Below are 15851 nucleotides of genomic sequence, written 5' to 3' on the forward strand. Positions count from 1 at the left end.
ACTTTTTCTTCTTTACTTAGTTTAACAATTAATCTTTCTGCTCTTCTAGCAATAGTTCTACAAATATCAAGCTTTGCAGATCCAACAGTACTACCTGGTATTACAAAGCCTTTTAGACCAATTTCATTTTCATATTTATGAACATAATTTGTTAATCTTAAAACATCATCATCTCTTATTGGTTTGATAAATTCCTTTGATAATGAAGCAAGTTCCCCTGCAACTTTAAAAAGATCATTTTGAATTTCTTCTAAGATATTTCTAATCTCTTCCAATGTAATATAATGTTTTGCATCCCCTATAAAAGAATTTAATTCATCAATTGTACCATATGATTCAACTCTAATACAATCTTTAGATACCCTTTCCCCAGACCATAAAGAAGTTTCTCCTTTATCTCCTTTTCCTGTTGAAATACTCATAAAAACTCCTATTTTTATAATTTTTAATAAAAAATATATTTGTTTAAAATATAAATAAAATTTTTTTAAAAAAAATAAACTTTTTATTTACTAAATTAACTCCTTTTTTAATTATTTTATTGAAAAATTATAATTGTTTGTTAAAATTAAATTAGATTAAAACTTTATTAATATAAATCTATCATCAAATAATTTCAATAAATTTTCACAATTAAAAAATTTAGGAGTTTGATCTATGGAATTATGGATAATATGGTTGATAATTGCTATAGCATTAATAATTTTTGAGATTTTTACCCCTGGTTTTCTAATTTCAATTTTTTCTATAGGATCCATTGCATCTATGATTTCAGCTTTTTTTATAAAAAATATTTATGTTCAAATTTTAATATTTGCTATTATGAATTTACTTGCCTTTATATTTTTAAGGCCTTTATTTTTAAAAATTGTTTATAAAGAAACAAATCAAAATAAAACAAATACTGATCTTCTTATTGGTAAAAAAGGTAAAGTAATAGAAAAAGTAGACAATATTTCAGGAACTGGGAGGATTAAAATTCAAGGAATAGATTGGAAAGCAATCTCAATAGAAGACAATATTACTTTTGAAATCGATGAAATAGCAGAAGTTGTTAAAGTAGAAGGAGCAAAAGTAATTATTAAAAAAGTATAGTCAAAAAATAACATATTAAGGAGGAAAAATGGGAGTTTTGTCAGGATTTGTAATATTTGTTATAATATTTTTGCTTTTTGTACTTATTATAATAGGTAAATCAATTAGAATTGTTCCTCAAGCTAAAACAATGGTTGTAGAAAGACTTGGAAAATTTCATAGAGTGCTTAATTCAGGATTAAATTTTATTTTTCCAATTATTGATAAACCAAGAGAAATAGAATGGAACTATGTAAAAAAATTACCAAATGGTCAAGTAACAGTAAAAAAGGAACTTATAACACTTATTGACTTAAGAGAAAATGTTTATGATTTTCCAAGACAAAATGTTATTACAAAAGACAATGTTGTTATAGAAATTGATGCAATTATCTATTATCAAATAACAGATCCAAAAAGTGCAGTTTATGAAATTGCTAATTTACCTGATGCAATTGAAAAGCTTGCTAAAACAACCTTAAGAAGCATTATAGGAGAAATGGACTTAGATCAAACTTTATCTTCAAGAGAAGAAATAAATAATAAATTAAGAAGAATACTTGATGAAGCAACTGACAAATGGGGAGTTAAAGTTAATAGAGTTGAAATACAGGATATTAACCCCCCTAAAGATATTAAAGATGCAATGGAAAAACAGATGAGAGCAGAAAGAGACAGAAGAGCTGCTATTTTAACAGCAGAAGGAGAAAAACAGGCAAGAATATTAGAATCTGAAGGTGTTAAGCAAGCATTTATTAATAAAGCAGAAGGTGAAAAACAAGCAAAAATTCTTTCAGCAGAAGGTGAAGCTCAAGCAAAAATAAGAATTGCTGAAGCTGAAGCTTTAGCTATTACAAAAGTTACAGAAGCTATTAAATCTACAAAAGCAGATCCAGCACAATATTTAATAGCCTTAAAATACATAGAAGCTTTAAAAGACATAAGCTCTGGCAAAGAAAATAAAGTTGTATTTTTACCTTTTGAAGCTACTTCTATTTTAAGCTCTATAGGTACAATTAAAGAACTTTTTGAAAGTTATAAAAAATAATTTTAAAAAATTATTTTATTAGAATTAATCATATAAAAATTAATCATAAAAAACTGATAATATTGTTAAGGGGTCAAAAAGATGTTTAAGTTAAATTTTAATTTTCATAAAAAATTTTTAAATAATGAAAGTTTAACAAACTCTCTTGAAAAAGCAAAAGAGTCTCTTGCTAAGCTATTAGAAAAAAATGGGCCTGGAAATGATTTTCTTGGATGGCTTGATTATGATAGATATATTGACCAGTTTCAAATAGAAGATATCAAAATTACTGCTGAAAAGCTTATTAAAATTTCTGATTATATAATTGTTTCTGGTATTGGTGGATCTTATCTTGGGGCAAAAGCAGTAATTGAGATGTTAAATGGAAATGGAAAGATTATTTTCACAGGTTTTGATCTATCACCTTATGATCTTGAAAGAACTTTAAATAAATTAGATAACAAAGATATTAGTCTAATTGTAATATCAAAGTCTGGTACTACCACTGAAACTTCAATATCCTTTAGAATTATTAAAGATATTATCATTAAAAAGTATGGAGAATCTTCAATTAAAGATAGAATCGTTTGTATAACTGATAAAAACAAAGGAGCTTTGGTTAAGTTTGTTGATAAATATGGATGCAAAAAATATATTATTCCCGATGATATTGGGGGAAGATTTTCAGTTTTTACTCCTGTTGGTTTACTTCCGATAGCATGTGCAGGCCATGATATAGAAATTATAAGAAAAACACTAAAAAATGTAATCCCTTCTTTAAAAAAAATTGACAAAGAAAACCCATCTATTCTTTATGCAACTTATAGAAATTTTCAATATAAATATAATAACAAAAAGGTGGAATATCTTATTGCTTATGATGATTGTTTTAGATATTTTATTGAATGGTGGAAGCAATTATTTGGTGAGTCAGAAGGTAAAGATGGAGTTGGAATAATGCCTTCTTCAGCTATTTTTACAACAGATCTTCACTCTATTGGTCAATATTTACAACAAGGAGAAAGACTTTTACAAGAAACTATTATTAAAGTTTCAAATTATCAAAAAGACTTTTTAATTCCTTATGACAAAGATGATTTTGATAACTTTAATACAATTTCTAATAAATCATTAAGTTGGATTCAGAATATAGCTTTTTACTCAACTACAATTGCTCACTATGATGGAAACGTACCGATAACCATAATTGAAATTGATAAAATATCTTTAGAACTCATTACAGAACTTATGATTTTTTTCATGTTCTCTTGTGGTATTTCAGGTTATATGCTTAATATTAATCCATTTGACCAACCTGGAGTTGAAGATTACAAAAGAAACATGAAAGCCTTAATGGGTAATAAAGATTTAATTAATCTTAAAGAAATGCTTGAAAATACAATTAATGAATTTTTTTAATATATTTTGCTTACAAAATTTAATTTTATTTTATTATTTCTAAAAGATAATTTTAATTATAAATCAATTCAAATACACTTAAAATTAGATTAACTTAATAATAACTATTTTTTAAATTTTATTTAATTTAAATTTATTTAAGTTAATTAAACAAAATCATTTTTATTCAAAAAAAATTTTATTAAAATAAAAAAATAGGAGGTTTAAATGATCATTAAAAAAACAAAAATTTTATTTATTTTATCTATCCTTTTGCTTATTTTTAATCTTTTTTCTTGTAGCACTGGAGTTTACACTCAAAAAAATCCTGAAAAAATTTATACCTTAGCTTTATTGCATACCAATGATACACATGGAAGAATACTCCCATTTAATTATAATAGAATAGATGACCAAGCTGGGATGCCTGCAAGAGCTACTTTTATAAATCAGATAAGAAAAGATTATGAAAATGTTCTAATACTTGATGCTGGTGATTTCAATACAGGAACCTTAGAATCAAACTATTTTAAAGCTGAACCTGATGTTCTTGGCATGAATTATATGGGCTATGATGCAGTTTGTCTTGGAAATCATGAATTTGATAATGACTTATCAATATTAAAAAAACAGATGGAACTTGCAAAATTTCCATTTTTATCAGCAAATGTATTTACAAAAGAAGGAAAATATTTAGGTAAACCCTATATAATAAAAGATTTCAAAGGTTTTAAAGTTGCAATATTTGGGCTTACAACAAATGAAACATTAAAAATAGGTAACCCTTCAATCATTAAAGATTTAATAATAAAAAATGAAGTAGAAGTTGCAAAGTCTTTAGTACCAGAATTAAAAAAACAAGCTGATATTGTTATTGCTCTCGTTCATATGGGAATTTACAATGATGATATAGAAGGTTATGGTTCAAAATGGTTAGCTAGAAATATACCAGGAATAGATGTTATTGTTGATGGTCACACTCATACTTATTTAAGAGAACCAATAAAGATAAATAATACATTTATTGTTCAAGCAGCAGATTGGGGAAGATATGTAGGTAGAGCTGTAATAAAAATTCAAAATATGAAAGTTATTGGCTTTGAATGGATCCCAGTTCCTATTAACATTAAAGGATCTTTTAAAAACCAAGATGGATCAACATTTATTTCTTATATAAACCATAAAGGTGAAGCTGATCAGAATGCTTTTTTCAAACAAGATGAAGGTCTATTAAAAATACTTATGCCATATAAAGATAAAGTTAAAGAAATACTTGCTGAAAAAATAGGAGTTTCTGAAGGTGAATTTCCAAATGATAATGTAAGAAAAATGGAAACAGAATTGGGAGACTTAGTAGCTGACTCAATGTTATGGTTTACAAAAAAATTCGGAGTTGATTTTGCTTTACAAAATGGAGGAGGTATAAGAAAGGCTTTACCTGCTGGCGAAATTTCTAAAGGTTTAATTTATGAAATATTACCTTTTGATAACACAATTGTTATTGTTGAGTTAAAAGGATCTGATGTAATTGAATTATTCAACTATATTGCAACTATTCCAAACGGTGCAGGTGCATTTCCACAAGTTTCTGATGGTGTCACTTTTACTATTAATTATCAAACAGGAAAATGTGAAAATATACTAATAAATGGTAAACCTATTGATCCAAACAAAATCTATAAAATAGCTACAAATTCATATTTAGCAACAGGAGGTGATGGTTATACTATATTTAAAAAAGCTATTTCTTTCTATGACACTTCTATGTTCCAAAGAGATGTTTTTATAGAATATATAAAATATCTTGGTGGAAAAATTAAACCTATTTTATATGGTAGAATTAAAATAATTCAAAAAACAGCTTATTTTATAAAATTTATATTATTTAAATTTGCTTCTTAATCAGATTTAATTATTTCTTTAATAATTTTAATCTATGAAAAATCAAGGGGGCTCAACAACTTTAGTTGAGCCCCCTTTTTTTATATTTGTTTTTAATAAAAGTATTGCTTTAATAATAAATAAATCCAAAAATTTAAAATCATTAAAAAATTTAAAAAAAGTAAATAATGATTTTTAAAAGTAGCCAAAAACTATAAATAATAAAATTAGAAAAAATAAATAAATATTAATTTTATAATGTTAAAATTTCTGATTTACCATTTACTATTGCAACAGTGTTTTCATAATGAGCAGTAGGAAGATTATTGGTAGAAACTACAGACCAACCATCAGATTTAGTATATACTCTATTTGAATTAATTAAAATCATTGGTTCTATAGCAAGAACCATTCCATCTTGAATTTTAGGCCCTGTGCCTTTTTTACCGTAGTTCGGTATAGGTGGATCTTCATGAAGATTTCTTCCTATTCCATGCCCCACATATTCTCTAACAACAAAAAAATTATGTTTTACTACATACTCTTCAATAGCTGCAGATATATCATGAATTCTATAACCTACTGATGCAAATTGCAAAGCATAAAAAAAAGAAGCCTCAGTTACTTTAATTAGATTTAAATATTCTTCTTTAACTTTTCCAACAGGAAAAGTTCTTGCAGCATCAGTATGAAATCCTTTATAAAAAACCCCTACATCAATAGAGACAATGTCTCCCTCTTTTAAAATTATTTTTTTTGATGGAATTCCATGAATTAAAACCTCATTAACAGATATACAACTAGCATTTGGGAAATTATTATACCCTTTAAATGATGGTATAGCCTTACTTTTTATAATTAATTCTTCAATTATTTTATCAATTTCATATGTAGAAATTCCAGGTTCAATATAATCTTTTATATATGTAAAAATGGATGAGAGAATTCTTCCACCTTCTCTCATCCTATTAATTTCTTCAATGCTTTTAAAAATAATCATAAAAATTAACTATTTATTTTGAGGAGCCCCTTGTTGTTGATGAGGTACATTTGATTGTTTTCCAAAGTCAGGTATTTTAGGTGATTTTTGATAAGAATCAAGTATTAGTTTTTCAAAATCAGATTTCTGACCAGCGTGAATTCTAATTTCACCTTTTACCATAACCCCTTCTTCAACATAAACTTTTGGTGCAGAAATATTACCTAAAACTTTTCCTGTTGCTAATAATTTAACTTCTTCTTCAGCTTCAATATTTCCAATAACAACCCCTGCGATAGTAACTCTTTTAGCAAAAATATCTGTTTTAACTCTACCCGATTCTCCAACTATTAACTCATCTTCTGTTTTAACTTCTCCTTCAAATTTACCATCAATTTTTAATGAACCAGCAATGTAAAATTTTCCCTCAAAAACTGACCTTTCCCCAATTAAAGAATTTAATACTGTTTCTGTTTTAGGTCCTGTCATTGCCATAAAAACTCCTTAAATATATTAATTTAATATTATTTTTATATGTACTAAATTTACATATATATTATATTTGTTTTTTTGGAAATTAAAACTTATTTTTTATTTATTAAATTTAAATTATTTTTTATAGTTAAATTTTCTTTATCATAAAGCAAAGCTTCCTGATAAAAATTCATAGCAGTATCAATCTTATTTAAATAATAATAAATATTACCTAAATAAGTACATGAATATGACTTTATTTTATTGCCAACATTATTTTCAAGCAAATATAAAAAATAATTAGCAGATTCTTCATATCTTTCAAATTTATAAAGAGCAACACCATAAAAAAAATATATCATTGGATCTTGAAAATTAATCTCTTTAAATTTATCATAAAATTTTAAAATTTCATCAAACTTTTCTAATTTAAGTAAAATAAACATATAAAATATTGCTGATTCTCCATCAAAAGCTCTAATTTTTTTAATAACATTATAAGATTCTTCTCTTTTATTGCTTAAATAGTTTAAAAATGCCTTATAAAAATAATACTTGTCTCTTTCTTTCTCTTCTAATTTAACATCTTCTAAATTTGAAATGGTTTTTAGTGCACTATTTATATCATTTTTCTCAAACAACTCAATTAAGCTATAAAAATAATAAAAATAGAATATATCTTTTTTTCTATCAAAATAATTTTGAAGAAAATTATATGCATAAACAAAATTGTTTTTTTTAATATTATAAAACATAATTAATTCTACTAAATCAATATTTTGCTTAATTAAATTAATATTTTCTATTATAAATGAGTTAAATTTATCATATTGATCTAAATAAATAAGAATCTCTAAATACTTTCTTGAAAAAATAATAAAATTATCATTATTTAATTTTCTTTTTAGTATTTTATCTGCAATTTTAAGCAATTTCTCTTTTAAATCATTCTTTGATAAAAAATAACTCGAGTAGTATTTAAAAAAAGAATCTAAATAAATAAATTCAATATAAAATAGAAAATTATTATACAACTCTAAATTATAATTTCTATCAAAATATTCCTCCATTTTATAATGTTCAAATGAAACTATAACTTTTTCAAACATATTATTTAAATAAAGTATAATAGAAAATGGAGCATATATAAAAGGATCAAAAAGTAGTTCTTTTTTTATTTCTAAATCATTAATTATAATAGTATTTGGATTATTCTTATAATAATCGATATTCTCCTCAAAAATATTAATTAAATAATTATAATAATATGTTTGTAAATCAAGTCCAAAATTATAAGATTTATTTAAATATTCTTTTGACTCCTTATTTTTTTCAAGATAATAATAAATATTTGAAATTAAAAAATTTATCTTCCTTTCATTTTGAGGTAAAATTTTCCTATTTACCAAACTTAATAAAACATCTAAAGATTCAATAAACTTACCATTCATATATAAAAAATATGCAAGATTAATGTCGAAATAAACTCTTATATCATATTCTATATTGAAATTAATAAGTGATTCTGTTTTTATTTTATAATTATCTAAATTTAATTTAGAAGTTAAAACATCATAATTTTTATGTATTTTAAGTGCCTTTATTAAATTTTCACCATCAATATAATTTTTTTGAATATTTAAAATATTTAAATAAAGTATAAAAGCTTCTAAATTATAAATATTTGAAAAATTAAAATAAAAATTTTCAATATTTAATTTCTTATTTTTTACTTTCTTAATTCTTAATGACTTTTCTATAGTTTCTTTTGCCCTGTTTAACTCTCCTTTTTTAATATAAATTAAAGAGTAGATTAAATCTATTTCTGCACTATTAAAAAGTTTTTTATATTGTTCAAGATACTTCTCTATATTAAGAAAATCATTTAAAATATAACAAACATGAAAATAAAAAAGTAACAAATCCTTTTGAAAATCTTTTTGCAATTTATAGCTAAATAAAATATTTTCAATACTGTCTTTAATAAGATAATATTTGCCAGAAATATAATAAAGTTTTAAATCATTTTTTATTTTTAAAGTATCAATTTTATTATTTTGTAATTTTAATGGGCTTGATATAAAAATATTATAACAAGTAATAATTATTATAATAAAAATTATTATCGAGATAAAAATTATAAAAAAAACCTTCAAAAAATATTTATTATTATTTGATTCATTGCTAGATATTTTAAAATATTTTGGTTTATACTTAACCATACACATTTTTTAAATTAAACAAATATATTTTTTTATCAAGATTTTAATAATCAAGAAAATAATTTAATTTTAAAAGATATCATAAATTTGATTTTTTTTTATATTAGTATAAATTTTTTTAAAAAATAAACTTATATGACAGATAAATACGATATAGATAAATTAAATTTATCGCCTCTAGGTGCTGAACTATTTGATGCTGTTATAAATATAATCGAATCTTTATTAAAGACTTATGGTAAATTAAGAACCCAAGTTTTTTACCCTAAAAAAAAAGATAATGGAGAAATAGAAATCTTATCAATAGAACTTTCAAAAATAATAGATCAGATTATTGATGAATTTGGTCTTAAAGCACCATTTGATAACAAAGAATCTCAATATTTTTCATTTTTTAGAGAAACAGCACTAAATATATTAAAAATTAAAATAGAAAATGAATCTCCTACTACATATATATTTGTATCTCAAAATGATGATGTCATAACTGCAATAATTAGAGACCCTTCTTATTTTGGAATCACTAAAGTAATAATGAACTTTGAATCAAATAATTTAATCCTATCTAAAATTGAACACCTTCCTTCAAATAGTTATACAAATCCTATGTTTATTGGATTATAAGTCTTTTCATAAAAACTATATTAATAATAACTTTAATAAAATTTCTTTTCTTTTTCTATAAAATTTAAGTAGGATCCAAAAATTCCAGCAATCTTTCCTTCCTTAATTATAGCTAAATTTAAATCTTTTAAGAAAATTTCAAATGTATAATATTTTAATTTTTCATAAACAAGTTTAATAATATTTGGAAAATTAACAATTAAAGCACCTGAATATACAATTGAAGATGGATTAAAAATGTTTATAATATTTCCTGTAAGAATTGCTAAAGAATTTATCCATTCATCAACAGTTTTCACTTCCGTATCACTAAGAGTTCCAGAAAAATAATTATTTAATATTTCTTCACCATTGCTAAATTTACCTTCAAAACTTTTAATTAAACTTCTAGCTGAAGAGAAAGTTTCAGCACATCCTTTTTTCCCACAACCACAAATTAAATCTGACTTTTTATCTATAATCGTATGACCAATTTCTCCCGCATAACCATTGAAACCTTCAAAAATTTTATCATTTATTATTAAAGCTCCACCAATACCTGAACCTATAGCTATTATAATATCACAACTATCTCTATTTTTATTATCTTTACTATATTTAAAATATTTTTTATGAAAATTTAATTTAAAATTTTCATTCTTAACTCTTTTATCCTCTATAAAAATAATTTCATCGTTATAATTCTTTTGTTTTTTTAAGTAAATATAATAATACCCTTGAGCATTTAAATCATTTATAATATGTATTTTTAAGTCTAAAAAAGTATTAAAACTTAAACCACTTATATTTGGTAAATTTGGATTTACACTTTCTATCAATTTATCAATATTATTACAAAAACCAGGTGATGATATAGCAAGAAACTTTATATTTTTTTCTTTTAAATTTTTCAATAAATAAAAATTACTAAGAATGAAAAAACTATTACTATTAATAAATATTTTTTCTATTAAGTTTTTTAAATAATTCTCAAAAGAAATAATATTTATATTTAAGATTTTATTAAAATATTCTATATATTTTTTCTTTTTAGTCATTTCTACAAAAAAAGGATTAAAATACTCATCTATGTATTTTTTATAAAAAATTCTTTTATCATGCATACCTGATTCAAAACTTTCTGAGCTTACTATAAAAAAGTTTTTATTATAAAGAAAAATAAGAAATTCAACTAGCAAGCAAATTTCATAAACACTAATTTCTGAAAATATTCTTAATTGCCCCCACAGTAGTATTTTATAATTTACTATAAAGCCATATTTTATATTAGTACCTCCAATATCAAGTGACAAAACAATATCTTTTATCACATTAAATTTTTTTTTATTAATATTACTAGTCATTAACTTTCTCCACTTTATGGTCTATACTTTTTGCCTTTATGATCAGGGGGTGAAAAATATCTGTCCAAAAAAAAATTATAAGATGGGTTTCTAAAACTTGCAAAAATATTGTCTTTTATTTCTGGAATATCTTTTTCTATTGAATTTATCAAATTCATAATATATTTTCTCCTCTTATTATCTCCTATTGTGCAATGTTGTTTAAATACAGGTAATCTATAATAATCTTTATATTCTGTAATTTCTCTTTCATCAATATACGCAAGAGGCCTTATAATTACAAATTTTTCATCTAAGATAGGTAATTTAACTAGTTGTGAAGCACAAGTCCTATGATAAAAAATATTCATAAGTGATGTTGCTACTATATCATCTTTAGTATGTCCCAATGCAATTTTTTTAATCTTTAATTTATAGGCTTCTTCGAATATCCATTTTCTTCTAATTTGTGAACATAAATAACAAGGATTTTTTTTCTCTTTTAAAACAATATCAATTAAATTACTATCTTTATGAAAAAAAGGTATTTTATACTCTTTACAATAATCCTCAACAATTTGATATTGATCACTTTTTTTTATAGATAAATGAAATACATTTAATTCATATTTAATCGGCAATATTCTATAAATTAAATTTTTTCTCAATAAATCAAGCAATGTAACAGAATCTTTCCCTCCTGAAACAGCAATTAATATTCTGTCCCCATCAGCTATTAAATCATAATCAAGACAAGCTCGACCCATTTTTCTTAAGATTTTTAAATCTAATTTTTTTAAATTTTCCATATATTATATACAATTTTTAACAAATAATATTTTCTAAAAATTTCTTTATTATTTTTTTATTAATTTTTTTATAACCATTAAACTCATCAATAATACCTATACACGAAATACATCCTTTTTCACAGGAACAATTATCTATTCTATCTATAAAATTTTTAAATACTTCAGGTAAAAGGTTAAACATCTCTTTACTTAAATTAACACCTCCGTAAATTTTATCAAAAATAAAAAATCCAGGAATATTATAAAATGGAGATTTTAAAAAATCAGAATAACCTAAGTCTTTTTTATCGCAAGAAAGAATTAAAGCAAAAATATGCAAAGATTGATATGCCAAACTATTTATAATTTCACTTATAAATTCATTCAAATAAAGATCATTATTTAAATAAAAAATAAACAATTCAATGTTTTTATCTAGTTCATTTTCTTTTTCTTTAATAAATTCCTTTTTCATTTTATCCAATATACTTCTAATATCATCAAAACCTATAAATATAGACTCTGTTGGGAATTGATAAGATGGAAGACTAATATCTCCATATCCAACATTCTCAGAAGTGAAAAACTTAATCTTTTTATATTTAAAAACTGTTGTAGTAACCATTACATTTAAATATGTAATTAATAAATTTGAATTATTTAATTTTAACAATTTTTCCTTTATTTGTTTTAATATTTCTATATCAGTTTTTGTTAAAGCATCAGTATAATAATCTGCACTAACTTCTTTTATAAAAGCTTTAGAATTTCTAATATCAAGTTCTACAACTTCATAAATTTGGGATCTGTGAAGATATATTGCTTTTGGAAATAAAAGAGAGAAAGCAGAAATTCTATCCATTTCACCTATTACTATATTTTTATTATTAGTAGTATCAATTATAACATAGTTTTCTGGATCAGAATTTCTTAATGAAACATTTTCCGCTGGGAATGAATTATCAGTATAATAAAAAGTTATCTTTTCTTTTTTGGCAACATTCTCTTTAGTCATTTCATTTAAAATTGAAGATGGATCAAAAGAATAAAATTTTTCATCTTCATTAAAAGGTAACTCAAATAAAGCACATTTTAAGTGTGAGTAATAAACATATTTATTGTAAGGATTAATCATTGGTTTTTCAGGATTCATCTTAAAGAAAATCTCAGGATTATCCATAAAATACTGATCTATAGGGGAATTTGATGCAATAAAAAAAACATAAGAATTTCCTTTTCTACCTGCTCTTCCAGCTTGCTGGAAAAATGAGGCTATAGAATCTGGAAAACCAGATATAATGCAAACATCAAAAGATCCAATATCAATTCCCAATTCAAGAGCATTTGTTGAAGAAACATATCTTATCTTTTTTTCTTTTAACTTTTTTTCTATTTCTTTTCTCTCTTTTGGTAAATAACCCCCTCTATATGAAGAAATCTCATTTTCTAAATCTTTATTTAATTTTTTTAAATATGATGAAGCCAATTCAACATATAATCTAGAAGGAAAAAAGTTAATAATTTGAAATTCTGTATTTTTTAATAATTTTGAAGAAATCTTAACGGTTTCAGATAATATTCCTCTTCTAATATTTAGTCCTTTTATCAGAGGTGGATTATAAAAAATAAACTTTTTACTTATTATTGGTGCTCCATTTTCATCTATATGAAAAACTTCTTCATTTATAACCTTTTCTGCATGTTCTTTTGCATTAGATATAGTTGCAGATAATAAAATAAATTGAATGTTAATATTGCCATAAAATTTGGCTATTCTTTTTAATCTTTCAATAAGAAGGGCAAAATGCGATCCAAAAATACCTTTATATACATGCAACTCGTCGATAACTATAAATTTTAAATTTTGAAAAAATTTAGACCACTTTGTATGATTAGGTAATATACCGTTATGTAACATATCTGGATTTGTAAGAATAATGTCTCCATTAATTCTTACTGCCGATCTTATTGAAGAGGGAGTATCTCCATCATATTGATAAACATATATATTGAAAAATTCTGATACTTTTTTTAAGAAATCATTAATTTTATCCAATTTTTCAACTTGATCAGATGTTAAAGCTTTAGTCGGAAAAATGTAAATAGCTTTTGGAGATAAAACTTTATTTTTTATAATATAATCCAAAATATACAAATTGTAGCATAATGATTTACCTGAAGCTGTTGGAGTTGTAATTAGTATATTTTTGTTCTCTTTTAATTTATTATATGATAAATACTGATGTCTATATAGTTTTTTAATTCCTTCATTTTGAAAAAATTCTTTTAATTTTTGATCTATTTCATCAGGATATTCTTCATAAATACCATCTCTTTCTTTAATTTCATATATCAATCTAATATTTTGTTTTATTTCATTTAAAATCTTCTCTATTGTGTTCTCTTTTTCTTTCTTTAACATATTTAGTCTCTAATTCTTTGCTTTCAAGTTTACTTATTTTTTCACTTATCTTATAAAATTTTTCACAATATTCAAGAATTTGTTTCCTTATAGTCTCAAGAAAATTAGCCAATTTTAATTTTAAATCAACATCAAGTACAAATATCTTCTTTTCTATTATTTCATCTGCACAAAATTTACCTTTATAAAAATAAATTACATTATCATAATACATTTTATCAAAAAGAAATATTTTAGATTTTAAATTGTAAAGATTGTTAACTAATTTATTTCTGTAATCATTTATTATATTCATTTTTAAATAAAATTCATTTTCATTATATTTACTTTTATTTTTTAAAAGTTCATCTTCTTTTTTCTTTACATCTTTTAATAAATCCTCTATTACATATGAATAACCCATTATAATTTCATTTTTTCCACCACTTTCTTTTCCACAAGAATTAACAAATAATTTTTGATAAAAAGTAATCTTGGATGATAGTATTTCTCCTTCTTTCTTTGTAACAATTATATTTTTATTAGATAAAACAGAACTCATTATAATTTCTCTTTCTACTATAATATTACCCTTAACTTTTATATAACAGTTTTCAATGTATTGACAAAAAAGATCACCTTCAATATTATAGATTGAATCTATTCTACCAACAATTCCTTTTCTTAAATATAAATTTCCATTAATAGTTAATGATTTAGGACTATATATCCCTCCAAGAACATAAAAATCTCCATTTATTTCAACTTCAATATTTTCTAATATATTTCCATCAACAATTACCGAAGAATTTGAATGTATATTTCCTGATGCTATGGAAATATCTCCTTTAATTTTAACGAAATCTATTACATTTATCTTATTTTCTTTAATTGATAAAATACCATCACAATCAGCAATTACAAAGCCTTCAGCCCTACTAACATTTTTACCTAAAAGATAGAGAGGCTTGTTATCATATTTTGCAGGAATTAATTTCCCAAATAAATCATTTCCATCCTCAGGTTGCAATTCTTGTTCAATTTTTGCAATAGTATCACCTTTTTTAACAGGAACTAAAAATTTTCTTTCAAAATAATCAATATTTCCATATTCATCTATAAGTCCTGGAATAACTTTATCATCAATAAGTAAATAAATTTTTTCACAATGACCATCTTTTGGATACTTTCCCTTATGAATTGTATAAAAACCTGGTTTCCTATATTCTTTTAATATATCTGGATTAAAATTAAAGATATTTAAACTTAGTAGTTCACTCTTTAGTTGATCATAATCAACATCATTAACATTATATGGTAATAATAGGTAAAGTTTCATATTATCATTTGAGATAATATATAGGGGATATATCTTTATTTCATTTGAAAAACAGATATATCCTTGAAATGGTGCATATAATTTCTTCTTATCTTGATTGAAATAAAAAGAACCTGTAAAATTAACTGTTTCCTTTTCATCTTCTAATTCAATAATTAGTTGATCTTTTTTAACAAAATTTTTTACTATTTCTAATACTTCATCTTTAACAATTTTTCCATTTTTAATATTATCAATATAAATATTAACAGGTAAATTTTTATTAAAATAAAATTTCATTTTTAATAAAAAAAATTATATTATTTAACAAAATTATAGA

General features: G+C 23.1%; 13 protein-coding genes. 5 read left to right on the forward strand and 8 right to left on the reverse strand.

Features of this window, described 5'->3' with window-relative positions:
- Window positions 1–422: cob(I)yrinic acid a,c-diamide adenosyltransferase (locus N3A58_00060; GenBank protein ID MCX8057793.1), on the reverse strand; the 422-nt coding region annotated here is incomplete at its 3' end.
- A gap of 235 nt (window positions 423–657) precedes the next feature.
- On the opposite strand from N3A58_00060, the gene N3A58_00065 reads away from it, so the two are divergent.
- From N3A58_00065 to N3A58_00080, 4 genes are all read left to right on the forward strand, one after another.
- On the forward strand, window positions 658–1095 hold the full coding sequence (locus N3A58_00065; protein MCX8057794.1) for an NfeD family protein: 438 nt from the start codon (window positions 658–660) through the stop codon (window positions 1093–1095).
- A 28-nt stretch (window positions 1096–1123) separates the two neighbouring features.
- Complete coding sequence (locus N3A58_00070; GenBank protein MCX8057795.1) at window positions 1124–2122, forward strand: SPFH/Band 7/PHB domain protein; 999 nt, start codon at window positions 1124–1126, stop codon at window positions 2120–2122.
- Between the two features lie 81 nt (window positions 2123–2203).
- The gene (locus N3A58_00075; protein ID MCX8057796.1) at window positions 2204–3520 is read left to right on the forward strand and encodes a glucose-6-phosphate isomerase; all 1317 of its coding nucleotides are present in this window, start codon (window positions 2204–2206) and stop codon (window positions 3518–3520) included.
- Window positions 3521–3727: 207 nt separating this feature from the next.
- On the forward strand, window positions 3728–5401 hold the full coding sequence (locus N3A58_00080) for a 5'-nucleotidase C-terminal domain-containing protein (GenBank protein ID MCX8057797.1): 1674 nt from the start codon (window positions 3728–3730) through the stop codon (window positions 5399–5401).
- A 232-nt stretch (window positions 5402–5633) separates the two neighbouring features.
- Here the strand turns inward: N3A58_00080 and map are convergent, their stop codons facing one another.
- From map to N3A58_00095, 3 genes are all read right to left on the reverse strand, one after another.
- Window positions 5634–6380, reverse strand: coding sequence for a type I methionyl aminopeptidase (gene map / locus N3A58_00085; protein ID MCX8057798.1), 747 nt, complete (start codon window positions 6378–6380; stop codon window positions 5634–5636).
- Window positions 6381–6389: 9 nt separating this feature from the next.
- The gene (locus N3A58_00090) at window positions 6390–6848 is read right to left on the reverse strand and encodes a polymer-forming cytoskeletal protein (protein ID MCX8057799.1); all 459 of its coding nucleotides are present in this window, start codon (window positions 6846–6848) and stop codon (window positions 6390–6392) included.
- A 95-nt stretch (window positions 6849–6943) separates the two neighbouring features.
- Window positions 6944–9055 carry a hypothetical protein gene (locus N3A58_00095; GenBank protein ID MCX8057800.1) on the reverse strand — a complete coding sequence of 704 codons (2112 nt, stop codon included), beginning with the start codon at window positions 9053–9055 and terminating at the stop codon, window positions 6944–6946.
- Between the two features lie 135 nt (window positions 9056–9190).
- Between N3A58_00095 and N3A58_00100 the strand changes: the two genes are divergently transcribed.
- Window positions 9191–9679 (forward strand): hypothetical protein, encoded by a 489-nt coding sequence (locus N3A58_00100; GenBank protein MCX8057801.1) that lies wholly within the window; start codon window positions 9191–9193, stop codon window positions 9677–9679.
- A gap of 32 nt (window positions 9680–9711) precedes the next feature.
- Here the strand turns inward: N3A58_00100 and N3A58_00105 are convergent, their stop codons facing one another.
- The 4 genes from N3A58_00105 to N3A58_00120 are packed head-to-tail and all read right to left on the reverse strand — an operon-like array spanning window position 9712 to window position 15811.
- Entirely contained in the window at window positions 9712–11022 is a 1311-nt protein-coding gene (locus N3A58_00105) for an ROK family protein (GenBank protein MCX8057802.1), read from the reverse strand.
- A 14-nt stretch (window positions 11023–11036) separates the two neighbouring features.
- The gene (locus N3A58_00110) at window positions 11037–11810 is read right to left on the reverse strand and encodes a hypothetical protein (GenBank protein ID MCX8057803.1); all 774 of its coding nucleotides are present in this window, start codon (window positions 11808–11810) and stop codon (window positions 11037–11039) included.
- Window positions 11811–11826: 16 nt separating this feature from the next.
- Window positions 11827–14214 carry a DEAD/DEAH box helicase gene (locus tag N3A58_00115; GenBank protein MCX8057804.1) on the reverse strand — a complete coding sequence of 796 codons (2388 nt, stop codon included), beginning with the start codon at window positions 14212–14214 and terminating at the stop codon, window positions 11827–11829.
- Window positions 14168–15811, reverse strand: coding sequence for a FapA family protein (locus N3A58_00120; GenBank protein ID MCX8057805.1), 1644 nt, complete (start codon window positions 15809–15811; stop codon window positions 14168–14170). The genes N3A58_00115 and N3A58_00120 overlap by 47 nt, the downstream gene beginning before the upstream one ends.
- Window positions 15812–15851 lie beyond the last annotated feature (40 nt).

This window comes from Spirochaetota bacterium, from assembly GCA_026415295.1.
Classification (GTDB): Bacteria; Spirochaetota; JAAYUW01; order JAAYUW01; family JAOAHJ01; genus JAOAHJ01.

Excerpts from the sequence above, each read along its gene's own strand:
- N3A58_00065 (MCX8057794.1), top strand. The coding sequence starts at position 658 with ATGGAATTATGGATAATATGGTTGATAATTGCTATAGCATTAATAATT.
- N3A58_00070 (MCX8057795.1), top strand. The coding sequence starts at position 1,124 with ATGGGAGTTTTGTCAGGATTTGTAATATTTGTTATAATATTTTTGCTT.
- N3A58_00075 (MCX8057796.1), top strand. The coding sequence starts at position 2,204 with ATGTTTAAGTTAAATTTTAATTTTCATAAAAAATTTTTAAATAATGAA.
- N3A58_00080 (MCX8057797.1), top strand. The coding sequence starts at position 3,728 with ATGATCATTAAAAAAACAAAAATTTTATTTATTTTATCTATCCTTTTG.
- map (MCX8057798.1), bottom strand. The coding sequence starts at position 6,380 with ATGATTATTTTTAAAAGCATTGAAGAAATTAATAGGATGAGAGAAGGT.
- N3A58_00090 (MCX8057799.1), bottom strand. The coding sequence starts at position 6,848 with ATGACAGGACCTAAAACAGAAACAGTATTAAATTCTTTAATTGGGGAA.
- N3A58_00095 (MCX8057800.1), bottom strand. The coding sequence starts at position 9,055 with ATGGTTAAGTATAAACCAAAATATTTTAAAATATCTAGCAATGAATCA.
- N3A58_00100 (MCX8057801.1), top strand. The coding sequence starts at position 9,191 with ATGACAGATAAATACGATATAGATAAATTAAATTTATCGCCTCTAGGT.
- N3A58_00105 (MCX8057802.1), bottom strand. The coding sequence starts at position 11,022 with ATGACTAGTAATATTAATAAAAAAAAATTTAATGTGATAAAAGATATT.
- N3A58_00110 (MCX8057803.1), bottom strand. The coding sequence starts at position 11,810 with ATGGAAAATTTAAAAAAATTAGATTTAAAAATCTTAAGAAAAATGGGT.
- N3A58_00115 (MCX8057804.1), bottom strand. The coding sequence starts at position 14,214 with ATGTTAAAGAAAGAAAAAGAGAACACAATAGAGAAGATTTTAAATGAA.
- N3A58_00120 (MCX8057805.1), bottom strand. The coding sequence starts at position 15,811 with ATGAAATTTTATTTTAATAAAAATTTACCTGTTAATATTTATATTGAT.